Annotated in this window: 14 protein-coding genes and 1 pseudogene; 9 read left to right on the top strand and 6 right to left on the bottom strand. The window is 62.7% G+C overall.

Annotated features, from left to right (window positions below; translation table 11 throughout):
* Position 1: 1 nt before the first annotated feature.
* From ftsW to lpxC, 8 genes and pseudogenes are all read left to right on the top strand, one after another.
* Positions 2 to 1213, top strand: coding sequence for a putative lipid II flippase FtsW (gene ftsW / locus ABVN20_RS08600; protein WP_368557680.1), 1212 nt, complete (start codon positions 2 to 4; stop codon positions 1211 to 1213).
* Positions 1203 to 2273 carry an undecaprenyldiphospho-muramoylpentapeptide beta-N-acetylglucosaminyltransferase gene (gene murG / locus ABVN20_RS08595; protein WP_368555235.1) on the top strand — a complete coding sequence of 357 codons (1071 nt, stop codon included), beginning with the start codon at positions 1203 to 1205 and terminating at the stop codon, positions 2271 to 2273. The genes ftsW and murG overlap by 11 nt, the downstream gene beginning before the upstream one ends.
* Positions 2266 to 3726 carry a UDP-N-acetylmuramate--L-alanine ligase gene (gene murC, locus ABVN20_RS08590; RefSeq protein WP_368555234.1) on the top strand — a complete coding sequence of 487 codons (1461 nt, stop codon included), beginning with the start codon at positions 2266 to 2268 and terminating at the stop codon, positions 3724 to 3726. The genes murG and murC overlap by 8 nt, the downstream gene beginning before the upstream one ends.
* Positions 3723 to 4691 (top strand): D-alanine--D-alanine ligase, encoded by a 969-nt coding sequence (locus ABVN20_RS08585; RefSeq protein ID WP_368555233.1) that lies wholly within the window; start codon positions 3723 to 3725, stop codon positions 4689 to 4691. Before murC ends, ABVN20_RS08585 begins: the two co-directional genes overlap by 4 nt.
* Before the next feature lie 4 nt (positions 4692 to 4695).
* Positions 4696 to 5566, top strand: a pseudogene (locus tag ABVN20_RS08580) (cell division protein FtsQ/DivIB).
* Positions 5567 to 5580: 14 nt separating this feature from the next.
* On the top strand, positions 5581 to 6840 hold the full coding sequence (ftsA, locus tag ABVN20_RS08575; RefSeq protein WP_368555232.1) for a cell division protein FtsA: 1260 nt from the start codon (positions 5581 to 5583) through the stop codon (positions 6838 to 6840).
* A gap of 103 nt (positions 6841 to 6943) precedes the next feature.
* Positions 6944 to 8137: a cell division protein FtsZ gene (gene ftsZ, locus ABVN20_RS08570; RefSeq protein ID WP_368555231.1), complete on the top strand. Its 1194-nt coding sequence runs from the start codon at positions 6944 to 6946 to the stop codon at positions 8135 to 8137.
* Positions 8138 to 8249: 112 nt separating this feature from the next.
* Positions 8250 to 9161: a UDP-3-O-acyl-N-acetylglucosamine deacetylase gene (lpxC, locus tag ABVN20_RS08565; protein WP_368555230.1), complete on the top strand. Its 912-nt coding sequence runs from the start codon at positions 8250 to 8252 to the stop codon at positions 9159 to 9161.
* Between the two features lie 180 nt (positions 9162 to 9341).
* On the opposite strand, the gene ABVN20_RS08560 is transcribed toward lpxC, so the two are convergent.
* From ABVN20_RS08560 to ABVN20_RS08535, 6 genes are all read right to left on the bottom strand, one after another.
* On the bottom strand, positions 9342 to 10826 hold the full coding sequence (locus tag ABVN20_RS08560; RefSeq protein WP_368555229.1) for a diguanylate cyclase: 1485 nt from the start codon (positions 10824 to 10826) through the stop codon (positions 9342 to 9344).
* Between the two features lie 275 nt (positions 10827 to 11101).
* On the bottom strand, positions 11102 to 11326 hold the full coding sequence (locus ABVN20_RS08555; RefSeq protein WP_368555228.1) for a hypothetical protein: 225 nt from the start codon (positions 11324 to 11326) through the stop codon (positions 11102 to 11104).
* A 130-nt stretch (positions 11327 to 11456) separates the two neighbouring features.
* Positions 11457 to 12821, bottom strand: a complete 1365-nt coding sequence (locus ABVN20_RS08550) for a heavy metal sensor histidine kinase (protein WP_368555227.1) — start codon at positions 12819 to 12821, stop codon at positions 11457 to 11459.
* Positions 12811 to 13488, bottom strand: a complete 678-nt coding sequence (locus ABVN20_RS08545) for a heavy metal response regulator transcription factor (RefSeq protein WP_368555226.1) — start codon at positions 13486 to 13488, stop codon at positions 12811 to 12813. The genes ABVN20_RS08550 and ABVN20_RS08545 overlap by 11 nt, the downstream gene beginning before the upstream one ends.
* Positions 13489 to 13498: 10 nt before the next feature.
* A complete protein-coding gene (locus tag ABVN20_RS08540) occupies positions 13499 to 16600 on the bottom strand; it encodes a multidrug efflux RND transporter permease subunit (RefSeq protein WP_368555225.1) in 3102 nt (1033 codons plus the stop codon).
* On the bottom strand, positions 16597 to 17757 hold the full coding sequence (locus ABVN20_RS08535) for an efflux RND transporter periplasmic adaptor subunit (RefSeq protein WP_368555224.1): 1161 nt from the start codon (positions 17755 to 17757) through the stop codon (positions 16597 to 16599). The genes ABVN20_RS08540 and ABVN20_RS08535 overlap by 4 nt, the downstream gene beginning before the upstream one ends.
* A gap of 161 nt (positions 17758 to 17918) precedes the next feature.
* Between ABVN20_RS08535 and ABVN20_RS08530 the strand changes: the two genes are divergently transcribed.
* The gene (locus tag ABVN20_RS08530) at positions 17919 to 18146 is read left to right on the top strand and encodes a hypothetical protein (RefSeq protein ID WP_368555223.1); all 228 of its coding nucleotides are present in this window, start codon (positions 17919 to 17921) and stop codon (positions 18144 to 18146) included.
* Positions 18147 to 18148 lie beyond the last annotated feature (2 nt).

The raw sequence follows: 18148 nt of genomic DNA, 5'->3' as shown, positions 1-18148 counted from the left end.
CCTGATGAACATCATCAAGCCTTACCCATCGCCGATCATCACCGGCCGCGGGATCGACCTCGACTTCCCGATGCTCGCCGGATGCCTGGCGTTGCTCGGCCTGGGCCTGGTGATGATCGCCTCGGCGTCCACCGAAGTGGCGGCCGTGCAGTCGGGCAGTGCCCTGTATTACATGATCCGTCACCTGATCTACGTGGCGCTGGGCCTGGGTGCCTGCATCGTCACCATGATGATTCCGATCGCCACCTGGCAGCGCCTGGGCTGGCTGATGCTGATTGGCGCCTTCGGCCTGCTGGTGATGGTGATCATTCCGGGCATCGGTCGTGAAGTGAACGGCTCGATGCGCTGGATCGGTTTCAGTTTCTTCAACGTGCAGCCTTCCGAGATCGCCAAGGTGTTCGTGGTGATCTACCTCGCCGGTTACCTGGTGCGTCGCCAGAAAGAAGTGCGCGAAAGCTGGATGGGGTTCTTCAAGCCGTTCATCGTGCTGTTGCCGATGGCCGGCCTGCTGCTGATGGAGCCGGACTTCGGTGCCACCGTGGTGATGATGGGGGCGGCGGCGGCCATGCTGTTCCTGGGGGGCGTCGGGCTGTTCCGTTTCTCGCTGATGGTGGTCCTGGCCGTTGCGGCGGTGGTGTTGCTGATTCAGGTGCAGCCGTACCGGATGGCGCGTCTGACCAACTTCGCCGACCCGTGGGCCGACCAGTTCGGTGCCGGCTATCAACTGTCCCAGGCCCTGATCGCGTTCGGTCGCGGCGAATGGCTGGGGGTTGGCCTGGGCAACAGCGTGCAGAAACAGTTCTACCTGCCCGAAGCGCACACCGACTTCGTGTTCTCGGTACTGGCCGAAGAACTGGGCGCCGTGGGTTCCCTGTGCACCGTGGCGCTGTTCGTGTTCGTCTGTATTCGCGGCATGTACATCGGCTATTGGGCCGAGAAGGCCAAGCAGTTCTTTGCGGCCTACATCGCCTACGGCCTGTCGTTCCTGTGGATTGGTCAATTTCTGATCAATATCGGCGTGAACGTCGGCCTGCTGCCGACCAAGGGCCTGACCCTGCCGTTCCTCAGTTACGGCGGCAGTTCGCTGGTGATCTGCTGTGCCTGTCTTGGCCTGTTGCTGCGCATCGAGTGGGAGAGTCGAACCCATCTGGGCAGCGAAGAGATGGAATTCCATGAGAGCGACTTCGCCGAGGAGCCGAATCATGGGCGCTAACGTTCTGATCATGGCGGGCGGCACCGGCGGCCACGTGTTCCCGGCGCTGGCCTGTGCCCGTGAATTCCAGGTGCGCGGTTACACCGTGCACTGGCTCGGCACGCCGCGCGGTATTGAAAACGAACTGGTGCCGATGGCCGGCATCGAGCTGCACCGGATCCACGCCACCGGTCTGCGTGGCAAGGGCAAGTTGTCGCTGCTCAAGGCGCCGCTGATGCTGCTCAAGTCGATCTGGCAGGCGCGGGCGGTGATTCGCCAGTTGCAGCCGGTGTGCGTGGTCGGCTTTGGCGGTTATGTGACCGGTCCTGGGGGCGTTGCGGCCAAACTGGCCGGCGTGCCGGTGATCGTTCACGAACAGAACGCGGTGGCCGGTACCGCCAATCGGTTGCTGGTGCCGTTGGCCGCCCGAGTCTGTGAAGCGTTCCCCGACACCTTTACCCTGTCGGACAGCCGACGGACCACCGGTAACCCGGTGCGCACCGAGCTGTTCCTCGACACCCCGCGACCAGCCCTGGCCGGTCGCAAGGCGCGTTTGCTGATCCTGGGCGGAAGCCTGGGCGCAGAACCGTTGAACAAGTTGCTGCCTGAAGCCCTGTCGCAAGTCGCCCCCGACCTGCGTCCGGAAGTGTTTCATCAGGCCGGCAAAAACCACGATGAAGTGACTGCAGAGCGCTATCGCGCGGCTGGCGTCGAGGCGCAAGTGCAGCCCTTCATCAAAGACATGGCCCAGGCCTATGGCTGGGCCGACCTGGTGGTGTGCCGTGCCGGCGCATTGACCATCAGTGAACTGGCCGCCGCCGGTCTGCCCTCGATGCTGGTGCCCTTGCCCCATGCGATCGACGATCACCAGACCCGCAACGCCGATTATTTGGCCCGTGAAGGCGCTGCCTTCCTGATGCCGCAAAGAACGACTGGTGCTGCGGATCTTGCCGCACGCCTGACAGAGGTTTTGATGCAACCACAACGACTCACCGACATGGCGACCGCTGCCCGTCGCCTGGCCAAACCCGACGCTACCCGTAATGTGGTCGATACCTGCCTGGAGGTGGCCCATGGTTGAGAATCAGAAAGCCATGCCACAACCGGAAATGCGCCGCATCCGTCGCATCCACTTCGTCGGGATCGGCGGCGTGGGCATGTGCGGGATCGCCGAAGTGTTGCTGAACCTGGGCTATGAAGTGTCCGGTTCGGACCTTAAGGCATCGCCGGTGACCGAGCGCCTGGAGTCCTTCGGTGCGCAGATCTTCATCGGCCACCGTGCCGAGAACGCCGCGGCGGCCGACGTGCTGGTGGTATCGAGTGCGGTGAACACCTCCAACCCGGAAGTCGCCAACGCCCTGGAGCGTCGCATTCCGGTGGTGCCGCGTGCCGAAATGCTCGCCGAGCTGATGCGCTATCGCCACGGCATCGCCGTTGCCGGTACCCACGGCAAAACCACCACCACCAGCCTGATCGCTTCGGTGTTCGCCGCCGGTGGCCTGGACCCGACGTTCGTCATCGGTGGTCGCCTGAATGCGGCGGGCACCAATGCGCAGTTGGGCACCAGCCGTTACCTGATCGCCGAAGCCGATGAAAGCGACGCCAGCTTCCTGCACCTGCAACCGCTGGTGGCCGTGGTGACCAACATCGACGCCGACCACATGGCGACCTACGACGGTGACTTCAACAAACTGAAGAAAACCTTCGTCGAGTTCCTCCACAACCTGCCGTTCTATGGCCTGGCCGTGGTGTGCCTGGACGATCCGGTCGTGCGTGAAATCCTGCCGCAGGTCAAACGCCCGGCCGTCACCTACGGTTTCGGCGAAGACTGCGACGTGCGTGCGATCAACGTGCGCCAGCAGGGCATGCAGACCTTCTTCACCGTGCTGCGCCCGGACCGTGAACCGCTGGACGTCTCGGTCAACATGCCGGGCAATCACAACGTGTTGAACGCACTGGCGACCATCTGCATCGCCACTGACGAAGGTGTCAGCGACGAGGCCATCGTGCAGGGCCTGTCCGGCTTCCAGGGCGTCGGCCGACGCTTCCAGGTGTACGGCGAACTGCCGGTCGAAGGCGGCAACGTGATGCTGGTCGACGACTACGGCCACCACCCGACCGAAGTCGCTGCGGTGATCAAGGCCGTGCGCGGTGGCTGGCCGGAGCGTCGTCTGGTGATGGTCTATCAGCCGCACCGTTACAGCCGGACCCGCGACCTGTACGACGATTTCGTCCAGGTGCTGGCCGATGCCAACGTGCTGTTGCTGATGGAAGTGTATCCAGCGGGCGAGGAGCCGATTCCGGGCGCCGACAGCCGCAAGCTGTGCAACAGCATCCGCCAGCGCGGCCAACTCGACCCGATCTACATCGAGCGCGGTGTCGACCTCGCGCCGGTGGTCAAGCCGCTGCTGCGTGCCGGCGACATCCTGCTGTGCCAGGGCGCCGGTGATGTGGGCGGTCTCGCCCCGAGCCTGTTGAAGAGTCCGTTGTTCACCGGTGCCGTGGCGGCGCCGGCCGAGGGGAAATTGAAATGACTGCTGCATACGCCAACCTCGTCTCCACCGTCGCGCCGAAGGACTTCGGCCGCGTCGCCGTGCTGTTCGGCGGCAAGAGTGCCGAGCGCGAGGTGTCCCTGAAGTCGGGCAATGCGGTTCTCCAGGCGCTGCAAAGCGCCGGTGTGGACGTGTTCGGCCTCGACGTCGGTGACGATCTTTTGCAGCGTCTGCAGAGCGAAAAAATCGACCGTGCCTTCATCATCCTCCACGGTCGTGGCGGTGAAGACGGCAGCATGCAGGGTTTGCTCGAATGCCTGGGCATTCCTTACACCGGCAGCGGCATCCTCGCGTCGGCGCTGGCCATGGACAAGCTGCGGACCAAGCAGGTCTGGCACAGCCTCGGCATCCCGACGCCACGTCACGCGGTACTGAGCAGTGAGGCCGATTGTATTTCGGCGGCGACGGAACTGGGCTTCCCTTTGATCGTCAAACCGGCCCATGAAGGTTCAAGTATCGGTATGGCCAAAGTGACTTCCAGCGACGCGTTGATCGACGCCTGGAAAGCGGCCAGTACCTACGACTCGCAAGTGTTGGTCGAGCAATGGATTCAAGGTCCTGAGTTCACCATCGCCACGCTGCGCGGCCAGGTGTTGCCACCGATTGCCCTGGGCACCACGCACAGCTTCTACGACTACGACGCCAAGTACATCGCCAACGATACCCAGTACCGCATTCCGTGCGGGCTGGACAGCCGCAAGGAACAGGAACTGATGGACCTCACGGCGAAAGCCTGTGAGGCGCTGGGTATCGCCGGTTGGGGCAGGGCGGACGTGATGCAGGATGCGGACGGCCAGTTCTGGTTCCTTGAAGTCAACACGGCACCGGGCATGACCGACCACAGCCTGGTACCGATGGCGGCCCGTGCTGCCGGCCTGGATTTCCAGCAACTGGTTCTGGCAATCCTGGCGGCGAGCATCGCCGACAACGAAGAGCCGCGAGGGTAAGACCATGCGAGGCGCTCAGCTGCGACATCAGCCCCCACCCGCACCCGGCCGCAAGCCGGTGCCACGGGGTGCCAGCCGAATGGTGGCAAAGGAGCCGATGTCCGCTCGCCTGCCGAAAGCCAATTTTGGTTTTCTCAAAGCCTTGTTCTGGCCAGTGCTGCTGGTCGGCCTGGGGTTCGGCACCTATGAAGGCGCGCAGCGTTTGCTGCCCTACGCCGACCGGCCGATCAGCAAGGTCGCGGTGCAGGGCGACCTGAGTTACATCAGCCAGCAGGCGGTGCAGCAGCGGATCGCTCCTTACGTGGCGTCGAGCTTCTTCACCATCGACCTGGCGAGCATGCGCACCGAGCTCGAGCAGATGCCATGGATCGCCCACGCCGAAGTGCGGCGGGTGTGGCCGGACCAGGTGGTGATTCGCCTGGAAGAACAACTGCCGGTGGCCCGTTGGGGTGATGAGTCGCTGTTGAACAACCAGGGCCAGGCGTTCACCCCGCGTGAGCTGGCCAACTATGAACACCTGCCACAGCTGTTCGGCCCACAACGGGCCCAGCAGCAGGTGATGCAGCAATACCAGGTGCTGAGCCAGATGCTCAGGCCGCTGGGCTTCTCGATCGCGCGCCTGGAGTTGCGTGAACGGGGCAGCTGGTTCCTGACCACCGGTGCCGGCAGTTCGGGCCCGGGGATCGAGCTGCTGCTGGGTCGCGGTAACCAGGTGGAAAAGATGCGCCGCTTCATTGCCATCTACGACAAGACGCTTAAAGAACAGATTACGAACATCGCGAGTATTCGATCTGCGCTACGCCAACGGCCTGGCTGTTGGCTGGCGGGAACCGGTAGCGCCCACGACAGCCGAACCCGCTGTCGCGAAGAATTAAGAGAGGCAGGACCCATGGCAAACGTGCAAAGCGGCAAAATGATCGTCGGTCTCGATATCGGCACCTCCAAAGTGGTGGCGCTGGTCGGTGAGGTCGGCGACGACGGCACGCTGGATATCGTCGGGATCGGCACTCATCCGTCCCGCGGCCTGAAGAAGGGCGTGGTGGTGAACATCGAGTCCACCGTGCAGTCGATCCAGCGCGCCATCGAAGAAGCGCAGCTGATGGCCGGTTGCCGTATTCACTCGGCGTTCGTCGGCGTGGCGGGCAATCACATCCGCAGCCTGAACTCCCACGGCATCGTGGCGATCCGTGATCGCGAAGTCAGCTCCGCCGACCTCGAGCGCGTGCTCGACGCGGCCCAGGCCGTGGCGATTCCGGCAGACCAGCGCGTGCTGCACACCCTGCCGCAGGATTACGTGATCGACAACCAGGAAGGCGTGCGCGAGCCGCTGGGCATGTCCGGCGTGCGTCTGGAAGCCAAGGTCCACGTGGTCACCTGCGCCGTCAATGCGGCCCAGAACATCGAGAAGTGCGTACGCCGCTGCGGCCTGGAAATCGACGACATCATCCTCGAGCAACTGGCGTCCGCGTATTCGGTACTGACCGACGACGAAAAAGAACTGGGCGTGTGCCTGGTGGACATCGGTGGTGGCACCACCGACATCGCGATCTTCACCGAAGGCGCGATTCGCCACACCGCGGTGATCCCGATTGCCGGCGACCAGGTGACCAACGACATCGCCATGGCGTTGCGCACCCCGACCCAATACGCCGAAGAGATCAAGATTCGCTACGCGTGCGCCCTGGCCAAACTGGCCGGTGCCGGCGAAACCATCAAGGTGCCAAGCGTGGGGGACCGTCCACCGCGCGAGCTGTCCCGCCAGGCCCTGGCCGAGGTGGTCGAGCCGCGTTACGACGAGCTGTTCACGCTGATCCAGGCCGAGCTGCGCCGCAGCGGCTACGAAGACCTGATCCCGGCCGGCATCGTGCTGACCGGCGGTACTTCGAAAATGGAAGGTGCCACCGAACTGGCCGAGGAAATCTTCCACATGCCGGTGCGCCTGGGCGTGCCCCATGGCGTGAAAGGCCTGGATGACGTGGTGCGCAACCCGATTTATTCCACTGGCGTTGGCCTGTTGATGTACGGCCTGCAGAAGCAGTCCGACGGGATTTCCTTCTCGGGCATCGGCAGCCGCGACAGTTACAGCAACGAAGAACCCAAGGGTGCCCTGCTCGATCGCATCAAGAGCTGGGTACAAGGCAACTTTTAATGCCGCCTGAAGCGATGAGCTTCATGTGGCAGGTGCAGAGCAAGCAGCAACACGCAGTAAAGCAGTAGGCGAGAAAAACTAGAGAACGTAAAGGAGAGGGAAAATGTTCGAACTCGTAGACAACGTCCCCGCAAGCCCGGTCATCAAGGTTATCGGTGTTGGCGGCGGCGGCGGCAATGCCGTCAATCACATGGTCAAGAGCAACATTGAAGGCGTTGAGTTCATCTGCGCCAACACTGATGCCCAGGCGCTGAAGAGCATCAGCGCGCGGACCATTCTGCAACTGGGTACTGGCGTGACCAAAGGTCTGGGCGCCGGTGCCAACCCTGAAGTGGGCCGTCAGGCCGCTCTCGAAGATCGTGAGCGCATTGCCGAGGTCCTGCAGGGCACCAACATGGTGTTCATCACCACTGGCATGGGCGGTGGTACCGGTACCGGTGCTGCGCCGATCATTGCCGAGGTCGCCAAGGAACTGGGCATCCTCACCGTTGCGGTGGTGACCCGTCCGTTCCCGTTCGAAGGCCGCAAGCGCATGCAACTGGCCGACGAAGGTATTCGTCTGCTGTCCGAAAGCGTCGACTCGTTGATCACCATCCCCAACGAGAAGCTGCTGACCATCCTGGGCAAGGACGCCAGCCTGCTGTCGGCTTTCGCCAAGGCTGACGATGTACTGGCCGGTGCCGTTCGCGGTATCTCCGACATCATCAAGCGCCCGGGCATGATCAACGTCGACTTTGCCGACGTACGTACCGTCATGAGCGAAATGGGCATGGCGATGATGGGCACTGGCTGCGCCAGCGGTCCGAACCGTGCACGCGAGGCCACCGAAGCGGCCATCCGCAACCCGTTGCTCGAAGACGTGAACCTGCAAGGTGCACGCGGCATCCTGGTGAACATCACCGCCGGTCCTGACCTGTCCCTGGGTGAATACTCCGACGTGGGTAGCATCATCGAAGCCTTCGCTTCCGAGCACGCGATGGTCAAGGTCGGTACCGTTATCGATCCGGACATGCGCGACGAGCTGCACGTGACCGTGGTTGCCACCGGTCTGGGCGCGAAAATCGAGAAGCCGGTGAAGGTCATCGATAACACTGTTCACACTTCCATGGCGTCCCAACCGCAGCCAGCGGCTCCCGTTCGTCAGGAAGCACCAGCGGTGAACTACCGTGACCTGGACCGTCCGACCGTCATGCGCAACCAGGCTCAGGCCGGTGCTGCGACTGCCGCGAAGATGAATCCGCAGGATGATCTGGACTACCTGGACATCCCGGCTTTCCTGCGTCGTCAGGCCGATTGATGGAATGTATCAGGGCTATGAAGGTGATTGGTGTTCAGCAAAGGCGTGGTCTGCTATTATCGCCAGCCTTTGTTGATACCAGTTCGCAATTTGCGCTGAAGCGGCCCAAGCCATGATTAAACAACGCACACTGAAAAATATTATCCGTGCCACAGGTGTTGGTCTGCACTCCGGCGAGAAGGTCTACCTGACCCTCAAGCCTGCACCGATCGACACCGGCATCGTCTTTCGCCGTGCCGACCTCGATCCTGTGGTCGAGATCCCGGCTCGTGCAGCCAACGTCGGCGAGACAACCATGTCGACGACGCTGGTCAACGGTGACGTGAAAGTGGATACGGTTGAGCACTTGCTCTCGGCCATGGCTGGCCTGGGCATCGATAACGCCTACGTCGAGCTCTCCGCGTCCGAAGTCCCGATCATGGATGGCAGCGCTGGACCCTTCGTATTTCTGATCCAATCGGCTGGCCTGGAAGAACAGGACGCCGCGAAGAAATTCATTCGGATCCTGCGGGAAGTGACTGTGGAAGACGGCGACAAGCGCGCCACTTTCGTCCCTTTCGACGGGTTCAAGGTGAGTTTCGAGATCGACTTCGATCACCCGGTTTTCCGTGATCGCACCCAAAGTGCAAGCGTGGACTTTTCCAGCACTTCGTTCGTAAAAGAAGTCAGCCGCGCACGTACCTTCGGGTTCATGAGTGACATCGAGTACCTGCGCAAGCACAACCTCGCACTCGGCGGCAGCGTTGAAAACGCGATCGTGGTCGATTCGGATGGTGTACTGAACGAAGACGGCCTTCGCTACGAAGACGAATTCGTGAAGCACAAGATCCTCGATGCAATTGGTGACCTCTACCTGCTGGGCAATAGCCTGATTGGTGAGTTCAAGGGCTTCAAGTCCGGCCACGCACTGAACAACCAGCTGCTGCGCAAGTTGATTGAGCAGAAAGATGCTTGGGAAGTCGTGACGTTCGAAGACGCCAGCACCGCACCAATCTCTTACATGCGCCCTGTTGCGGCTGTGTAAGTAAAAAACCTCTCTAGTTTTTTAAAGGCTGCCTTCGGGTGGCCTTTTTTTATGCCTGTGGATTTGTGTTGTCTGGTTGGGCCTCATCGCGGGCAAGCCCGCTCCTACAGGGGGGCTGCTCACACCACCTCTGTAGGAGCGAGCTTGCTCGCGATGGGGCCAGCGAATTCAGCGAAACTTTCAGGGAACAGCCACCACCCGATTCCGCCCCCCATCCTTGGCCTGATACAACGCCCGGTCCGCCGCGACAAGCAATTGCTCCAGGCTTTGATGGGTGGCCGTGGTCCAGGTGCTGATGCCGATACTGACCGTAATCGGCGACTCGAGTCCCGTCACGCAGGGCAACTGTTCCACCGCCGCACGGATGTGCTCGGCAATCAACTGCGCCCCCGCGCTGTCCGTCTCCGCCAGTACCACGGAAAACTCTTCGCCGCCGTAACGCGCCACCAGGTCGGCCGGTCGCCGGACATTCTCGCCGATCACCCGGGCCAGCACCCGTAGCGCATCATCGCCTGCCTGGTGGCCATGCTGGTCATTGAAGGCTTTGAAGTGGTCGGCGTCTATCATCAGTACAGACAGTGGCTTGCCCGAGCGCTGGGCGCGAAACCATTCGTGGCGCAGGGTCTGGTCGAGCATTCGCCGGTTGGCGACACCGGTCAGGGCGTCGGTGGCGGCCAGTTGTGCCAGTTCCTGCTCGGCCAGGTGGCGCAGGCGCAGCTCGCGGCACAGCAGCCAGGTCAGCCAGAGCAGGCCGATGCACAACACCCCGGTCGCGCCGCTGATGATCAGGGCCGTGCGCCTCCAGGACGCGAACACGTCGTCGCCGGACAGCGCGACGATGACCGTCAACGGCAGGTTGCCGACCCTGGAGAAGGTGTACAGGCGTGGTTGGCTGTCGATGCTCGACACACTGTCAAAGCTGCCGTTGCGCTCGCTCAGGATGCGCTGGACATTGGGGCGGTCGGCGAAGCTTCTGCCGATGGGATCATTTTCCAGGTGGGGTTTCTGCGCCAGCAGGATGCCGTCGTCGCTGATGATCGAGAGGATGCCACCTTCGCCGATGTCCAGGCTTTTGAACAATTGATCGAAGTAGCTCAGGCGCATCGACGCCACCGCGACCCCGAGAAACTCACCGGTGGCCGACGATATCCGCCGGCTGAAACTGATCCGCCAGCCGCCGTTATCGTTGCGTGGCCGGCTGATGAACATGCCGGTGTCGGGACGGCTGGCGTGGGCGAGAAAGTAATCCTGATCGGCGTAGTGGCCCGGCTTAGGGTCGATCCGCGATGAATCCGCCAACACTTCGCCCTGGGCGTCCAGCAGCAGGATATCGCCCTTGAAACGTGCGGTGGTGGAGCGATCGAACAGCGCCAGATGGCGAACCTGCGGTGAAACCTGCTTGAGGTCATCGCGTTGCGACGCGGCAATCAGGCCTTGCAGGGTCAGGTCGTAGAGTTCGACGGTGCGCAGTACATCGGCGTCGATCAGTTGGGCAATGGTGGTCGCGCTGCGGGTGGCGGCCTGCTGGGCACCTGCGTGTTCGCGAATCAGCAGAAAGGTGACGATGGCAAGGATGGCGATGACGGTCAGGGAGCTGCCGAGGATCGCCAGGCGTTCGGAGTGTGCGTTGCGGCCTGAAGGCGTCTGGGTACGGCTGGCGGTCATTGGGGATGGCTTGTCTGCGGGAGTGACAGACTAAGCGTAGCCCCCAGTTCCTGTAGGAGCGAGCTTGCTCGCGATGGCGGTGGTTCAGATACGTAAGTGTTGACTGGTACACCGCAATCGCGAGCAATCGAGCGTCGACCGGCTGCTCCTACAGGGGACGGGTTACCTTTGCGTAGCGTGTAACAAAAGAAAAAAAGCCGCTGACAGGCAGCGGCTTCGAAGACAACTTTTCAAAGGGAAGAGCCGATGAAGAGTGTCGCGGGAAAACCGGGCGATCAGCTGTCTTTTTCGACCTGTGGCTGGGCCTGTACGCTGGAGGCTTGAGGGGCTTGCGCAGCGCCGGCCGCCTTGGCGGTCATGTCGTTCTGGTGCTGTTCGAACGCCGCGGCACGGGCCGCATTGTGCGCAGCGAAGGTCTGCGACTCTTCGGCCATGACCATCGGCGCGACGAACAGGGAAGACAAAACGAAAGCGCTGGCAATACCCATACTGTTGGACATCTTTAAAACCTTCTTGCTTGGCAAGTGCTGTTTGGTGCGGGCAAAGATAAGGGGCATCGAGGCGGGGAAAAAGAGCGGATTGTTGAAAGGACTATTGCCTTATAAGCAACAGTCCAGGGGTGGCGGGCGGTCAGACGGGGAGGTGGATGCCGAAGGTGTTCATGCCGTGATCGCTGCGCACGAACACATCGCCGCCATGCATCAGCGCGATGGCCTTGACGATCGCCAGGCCCAGGCCGTGGTTGTTGCCGCTGTTGCTGCGCGAGGCATCGACCCGGTAGAAACGCTCGAACAGTCGTGGCAGGTGTTCGCTGGCAATGGGCGAACCGGGGTTGGCGACACCGATGCTGACCTGATGGTCCTGGGCCTCGATCCGCACTTCGATGACCTGGCCGGGCGCAGTGTGTTGCACCGCATTGCTGAGCAGGTTGATCAATGCCCGGCGCAGGTGCGCGATCTCGATCCGCACTTGGGCGTCACCGCGCACCTGCACCTGTACCTGGGCGTCTTCGAGGATGAAATCCAGGTACTCCAGGGTGGTCGCCACTTCATCGGCCAGCGAGGTGCTGGTCAGTTTGGTCGCCTTGCTGCCCTGATCGGCGCTGGCGAGGAACAGCATGTCGTTGATGATCGAGCGCAGCCGCTCCAGCTCTTCGAGGTTCGATTGCAGCACTTCGAAATAGTGTTCTGCCGAACGCCCGCGGGTCAGCGCCACCTGGGTCTGGCCGATCAGGTTGGTCAAGGGTGAGCGCAGTTCGTGGGCAACGTCGGCGTTGAACGATTCAAGCCGCGAGTATGCCTGCTCGACCCGTTCCAGGGTGGCGTTGAACGAGCTGACGAACTGATCGAGTTCCGGCGGCAGTGACGACAGCCGCAAACGCCCGGAGCGCAACGGTGGCGCCAGGCGCCGGGCTTCGTGGGACAGTTCGATCAAGGGCTTGAGGCCGATCCGCGCGACCCAGTACCCCAGCACGGACGCCAGCAACACACCGATGATCGCCAGGCTGATCAGGGCCACCAGCAGGTGATGCTGGGTCTGGGAAAACGTCTCGGTATCGACCGCGATCATGAAGCGCAGCGGCGGGCGCTGGTCCTTGGCCGGGAATTGGCTGACCAGCACTTTCAGCGGGTAGGGATGGTCGGGCAATTGCAGGTCGCGCATGCCCAGAGGGCCTTCGGCCAAGGCGCGGATCTGCGGCGTCGGGTTGCCGTATTCGTAGTGCGGGTCGCCACTGACGACCCAGAAGCTGATGCGCTTGTCTTCTTCACTCAGCAGCTTGAGTTTGTTGTTGATCTTCACCCAGTGTTCCGGCGTGCCGTAGCGCCCGACGGCGGATTCCAGCACGCTGTAACGTGCGTCCAGCTCCGCCTCGGGCAGCAGGCCCAGGCCCTTGTCGACCTGTTGATACAGCGCGCCGCCGATCAGCAGGAACACCAGCAGCGCCACCAGGGTGAACATGCCGCTCAGACGCAAGGCAATACTGTTACTGGACACCACGGCTCTCCAGCACATAGCCCATGCCACGAATGGTGTGCAGCAGTTTCTCGTCGAACGGCCCGTCGATCTTGGCGCGCAGGCGCTTGATCGCCACTTCGACGACGTTGGCGTCGCTGTCGAAATTGATGTCCCAGACCATTTCCGCAATCGCCGTCTTCGACAGGATTTCCCCCTGGCGGCGGGCCAGCACGCTGAGCAGCGAGAACTCCTTGGCGGTCAGGTCCAGGCGCGTGCCGGCGCGGGTGGCCTTGCGGCTGATCAGGTCGATCCACAGGTCGGCGATGTTCACCTGCACCGGTTCATGGCCGCCACTGCGCCGGGTCAGCGCTTGCAGGCGCGCCACCAGTTCGAGGAAGGAAAACGGTTTGCCCAGGTAATCGTCGGCGCCGTCACGCAGGCCCTTGATGCGATCTTCCACGCGCTCACGGGCGGTGAGCATGATCACCGGTGTCTGCTTGCGCGCACGCAACGCGCGCAGCACGCCAAAGCCGTCTAGGCCCGGCAGCATCACGTCGAGGACGATCACCGCGTAATCGCTTTCCAGCGCCAGGTGCAGGCCTTCCACGCCGTCGCGGGCCAGGTCCACGGTGTAGCCCTGTTCAGTCAGGCCACGGTGCAGGTAGTCTGCGGTTTTTTCTTCGTCTTCGATAATCAGGACACGCATAGACCAGGCCTCAGTCTGTGGTCGCCAGCGCCGCCACGGGCGCCGGTTTGGGTCTATGAAAGAGCCGCTCAAGCCACAAGTATATGACCGGCGTGGTAAACAGCGTCAGCACCTGGCTCACCAGCAGGCCGCCAACCACCGCAATCCCCAGCGGCTGGCGCAGCTCGGCGCCGGTGCCGTAGCCGAGCATCAGCGGCAGGGCGCCGAGCAGGGCGGCGAGGGTGGTCATGATGATCGGCCGGAACCGCGTGACGCAGGCCTGGAAAATCGCTTCTTCAGGGGACAGGCCACCCTTGCGCTGCGCTTCCAGCGCGAAGTCGATCATCAGGATGCCGTTTTTCTTGACGATACCGATCAGCAGCACGAGGCCGATCAGCGCCATGATCGAAAAGTCCTGGCCGCAGATCCACAGCATGATCACCGCACCCAGTCCCGCCGCTGGCAACGTCGAGATGATGGTCAGCGGGTGCACGAAACTCTCGTAGAGCACGCCGAGAATGATGTACACCGCCACCAGCGCCGCGAGGATCAGCCAGGGCTGGCTGGCCAGCGAACTCTGGAACGCCTGGGCCGCACCCTGGAAGTTGCCGCTGATCGCCACCGGCATGCCGATGTCGGCTTTGGCCTGGTTGAGCAGGATCACCGCGTCGCCCAGTGCCACGCCGGGGGCGAGGTTGAACGACATGTTGGCGGCCGGGAACATGCCGTCGTGGGCAATCGACAACGGGCCGACCGTCGGCGGATCGAAGCGGGCCAGGGCCGACAGCGGCACCATCTCGCCACTGAGCGGCGAGCGCAGGTAGAAGTAATTGAGGCTTTCGGCCTTGCCGCGCTGGCGGGTGTCCAGCTCCAGGATCACGTTGTACTGGTTGACCTGGGTCTGGAATTCATTGATCTGGCGCTGGCCGAAGGCGTCGTACAGCGCCTCGTCGACATCGCTGGCGGTCAGGCCGAAGCGCGCGGCGGCGCTGCGGTCGATGCTGATGTGGGTGATGCTGCCGCCCAGTTGCAAGTCGTTGGACACATCACGGAACGCCGGGATGCTACGCAGTTTTTCCGTCAGGCGTTGGGTCCAGGTACTCAGCACCGCACCGTCGTTGCTCTTGAGCACGTACTGATACTGGGCCCGGCTCGGACCGGAGCTGAGGTTGATGTCCTGGCCGGCGCGCAGGTACAGGACGATGCCCGGCACCTTCATCAGTTGCGGGCGAATGCGGTCGATGAATTCACTGGCGGAGACATCGCGGTCACTGCGTTTTTTCAGGGTGATCCAGAAACGGCCGTTGGCGATGGTCTGGTTGCTGCCCGACACGCCCACCGAGTGGGAGAAGGTCTCGACTGCCGGATCCGCCGCGACGATTTCAGCCATGGCCAGGTGCTTTTTCACCATGTCGCCGTAGGAAATGTCCGCAGCCGCTTCGGTGGTGCCGAGGACGAAGCCGGTGTCCTGCACCGGGAAGAAACCCTTGGGAATGAACACATAGCCGCCGACGGCCAATGCCACCGAAAGACCGAAGATGCCGATCATCAGTTTCTGATGGGCGAGGGCGCGGCGCAGGCCTTTTTCGTAGCCGTCCAGCAGGCGCTCGCCAAAGCCCTTTTTGCCGTGGGCGTGATGCACCGGGGCGCGCATGAACAGCGCGGCCAGGGTTGGCGCCAGGGTCAGCGACACCACCACCGAAATCAGGATGGTCGAAGTGGCGGTCAGGGCGAACTCCTTGAACAGCCGCCCGACCACGCCGCCCATGAACAGCAGCGGAATGAACGCCGCCACCAGCGAGAAGCTGATCGACACCACGGTGAAACCGATTTCGCCGGCGCCCTTGATCGCAGCTTCGCGCATGCCGTCGCCGGCTTCCAGGTGCCGGTGGATGTTTTCCACCACCACGATCGCATCGTCGACCACGAACCCCACGGCCACCACAATCGCCACCAGCGTCAGGTTGTTGAGGCTGAAGCCCATGACGTACATCAGGGCGAAACTGGCGATCAGCGACACGCCGAGCACCGCCGAGACGATCAGGGTGGCCGACAACTGACGCAGGAACAGCGCCATCACCGCCACCACCAGCAGCACGGCGATCAACAGGGTGATTTCCACTTCATGCAGCGAGGCACGGATGGTCTGGGTGCGGTCGATCAGCGTCTTGACCTGCACCGAGGCCGGCAGCATGGCTTCCAGTTCCGGCAGTGCGGCCTGGATGCGATCCACGGTCTCGACGATGTTTGCCCCCGGCTGGCGGAAGATCACCAGGTTGACCCCTGGCTGCGAGCCTGCCCAGGCCTGCACGTAGGCATCTTCCGAACCGTTGACCACCTTGGCCACGTCCCGCAGGTGAACCGGTGCACCGTCCTTGTAGGAAACGATCAACTGGCTGTAGTCCTCGGGGTGGAACAGCTGGTCGTTGGTGGACAGTGTTGAAATGCTCGATTCCCCGTACAGCGCACCCTTGGCCAGATTGAGGCTGGTCTGCTGGATCGCCAGGCGAATGTCCGCCAGGGTCAGGCCGATGGCGGCGAGTTTGTCCGCGGATACTTGCACGCGAATGGCCGGACGCTGCTGGCCGGTGATGGCGACCTGGCCGACACCGTCGATCTGGCTGATCTGGCGCGACAGCAGGGTTTCGGTCAGGTCGCTGAGTTCCGGGCCGGGCATCAGCGACGAGTTGACGCTGAGGATCAGCACCGGGCTGTCGGCCGGGTTGACCTTGCGCCAGGTTGGCAGGTTGGGCATGTCCTTGGGCAGCTTGCCGGCGGCGGTGTTGATGGCGGCCTGGACTTCCTGGGCGGCGGTGTCGATGCTCTTGTCGAGGGTGAATTGCAGGGTCAGGTTGGTCGAGCCCAGGGCACTGCTCGAGGTCATCTGCGTGACCCCGGGAATGGCGCTGAACTGCACCTCAAGCGGTGTGGCCACCGACGAGGCCATGGTTTCCGGGCTGGCGCCGGGCAGTTGCGCGGCCACCTGGATGGTCGGGAATTCCGCCTCGGGCAATGGCGCCACCGGCAGGCGCGGAAAGGCGATGGCGCCCAGCAGCACCAGGGCGAAGGTCAACAGCACCGTCGCCACCGGGTGATCAATGCACCAGGCGGATACCGAGCCATGGCCCTTCATTGCGCGGCCTCCGACTGCACCACTTGCGGCGGCTCGGTCAGCACCTGCACGGTGGAGCCGGGCTTGAGGCGCGACTGGCCATCGCTGACCAGCACGTCACCCGGTTGTACCCCGGTGATGATGTTCTGGCCGCTGCCCTGGTGAATCATGCGCACCGGCACGGTTTCGACCTTGTCGTCCTTGACCCGGTAAACGAAGGGTTGATCGAGGCCGCGCTGGACGACCGTGGGCGGGACGACCAGCGCGTCCTTATCGAGGGCCGTCTGGATTTTTACCGTGACCAGCAGGCCCGGCCAGAGCTTCTGCCCGGCGTTGTCGAATTCGGCCTTGGCACGGATGGTCCCGGTGTTGGCGTTGATCTGGTTGTCGATCAGGGTCAGGTGGCCTTCGCCGAGCAGGTTGCCGGTCTCGCCGTCGGTGTCGGCACCGATGTAAGCCTTGACCGGGGCGTGCTGCGGGTCGCTGATCAGGCCTTGCAGGGTCGGCAGCATCTGTTGTGGCAGGGAGAACTCCACGGCGATAGGGTCGATCTGGGTCACGGTGAACAGGCCCTGAGCGTCGGTCATGCGCAGGAAGTTGCCTTCGTCCACGGTGCGAATACCCACACGACCGCTGACAGGCGAGCGAATCTGCGTGTAGGAGAGTTGCACCTGTGCCGAGTCAATCGAAGCCTGATTGCCCTGGGCCGTGGCCTTGAGCTGATTGACCAGCGCCTGTTGCTGGTCGTAGGTCTGCTTCGACACGCCATCGTCGACGCTGAGCAGCTTGTAGCGCTTGAGGTTGACCTGCGCCACCTGCAACTGCGCCTGGCTTTCGCCCAGTTGCGCGCGGGCCTGGTCGAGGCTCGCGCGAATCGAGCGGTCGTCGATGGTGGCGAGCAGGTCACCCTTGCTGACCAGTTGACCTTCCTTGACCAGGATTTTGGTGAGGATGCCGTCGATTTGCGGGCGAACCACCACGCTGTGCAGGGACAGTACCGAACCGATGCCGCTGACGTAACGCGGCACGTCCTTGGCGGCCACGTTCACCACCCGCACCGGAATCGCGCTGGACACGGTGAGCCGGGGCTTGGCCGGTTTGGTCAGATACCAGGTGCCCATCGCGGCCAGGATGATCAACAGGCCTGCAATCAAGGCGGGTTTTTTCGAAATTCGCATGCGAGTGGGGCGCCGGGGAGGTTGGACGGATTCGAATACAGATATCGTTCGTATGATAAATACCTTTATAAACCCGTTCGCCGGTCAGGAAGGTGACTGCTAACTGACGGCGCTGTCAGTTTGGGTATACTGCCCGCTCCAACGCACCACCCGGAGCTCCCATGACTTCCCCGACACAACCGCCGGTTGCCGACGCCCCTGGCGACGAACAGGCCGACAGCGAAACCACTTCCAGCATTCCGGCCTTCAAGTTTCCGTTCAAACCCGGCGAACTGGCCGCCGCGAAGACGCCCAATCAGCCCTGGTACAAAAACGGCGCGAAGAACGGCCACACCAAGGTTCCCGGCGCGGCACCGCCCGGCACACGTCGTTCGATGGGCAAGCGCTGAGT

Origin of the sequence: Pseudomonas sp. MYb118, from assembly GCF_040947875.1 — a bacterium.
In the GTDB taxonomy this organism is placed as follows: domain Bacteria; phylum Pseudomonadota; class Gammaproteobacteria; order Pseudomonadales; family Pseudomonadaceae; genus Aquipseudomonas.
The sequence above is the reverse complement of the archived record's forward strand: the minus strand, read 5'-3'. Positions and strand labels throughout refer to the sequence as shown.

Excerpts from the sequence above, each read along its gene's own strand:
- murG (WP_368555235.1), top strand. The coding sequence starts at position 1,203 with ATGGGCGCTAACGTTCTGATCATGGCGGGCGGCACCGGCGGCCACGTG.
- murC (WP_368555234.1), top strand. The coding sequence starts at position 2,266 with ATGGTTGAGAATCAGAAAGCCATGCCACAACCGGAAATGCGCCGCATC.
- ABVN20_RS08585 (WP_368555233.1), top strand. The coding sequence starts at position 3,723 with ATGACTGCTGCATACGCCAACCTCGTCTCCACCGTCGCGCCGAAGGAC.
- ftsA (WP_368555232.1), top strand. The coding sequence starts at position 5,581 with ATGGCAAACGTGCAAAGCGGCAAAATGATCGTCGGTCTCGATATCGGC.
- ftsZ (WP_368555231.1), top strand. The coding sequence starts at position 6,944 with ATGTTCGAACTCGTAGACAACGTCCCCGCAAGCCCGGTCATCAAGGTT.
- lpxC (WP_368555230.1), top strand. The coding sequence starts at position 8,250 with ATGATTAAACAACGCACACTGAAAAATATTATCCGTGCCACAGGTGTT.
- ABVN20_RS08560 (WP_368555229.1), bottom strand. The coding sequence starts at position 10,826 with ATGACCGCCAGCCGTACCCAGACGCCTTCAGGCCGCAACGCACACTCC.
- ABVN20_RS08555 (WP_368555228.1), bottom strand. The coding sequence starts at position 11,326 with ATGTCCAACAGTATGGGTATTGCCAGCGCTTTCGTTTTGTCTTCCCTG.
- ABVN20_RS08545 (WP_368555226.1), bottom strand. The coding sequence starts at position 13,488 with ATGCGTGTCCTGATTATCGAAGACGAAGAAAAAACCGCAGACTACCTG.
- ABVN20_RS08540 (WP_368555225.1), bottom strand. The coding sequence starts at position 16,600 with ATGAAGGGCCATGGCTCGGTATCCGCCTGGTGCATTGATCACCCGGTG.
- ABVN20_RS08535 (WP_368555224.1), bottom strand. The coding sequence starts at position 17,757 with ATGCGAATTTCGAAAAAACCCGCCTTGATTGCAGGCCTGTTGATCATC.
- ABVN20_RS08530 (WP_368555223.1), top strand. The coding sequence starts at position 17,919 with ATGACTTCCCCGACACAACCGCCGGTTGCCGACGCCCCTGGCGACGAA.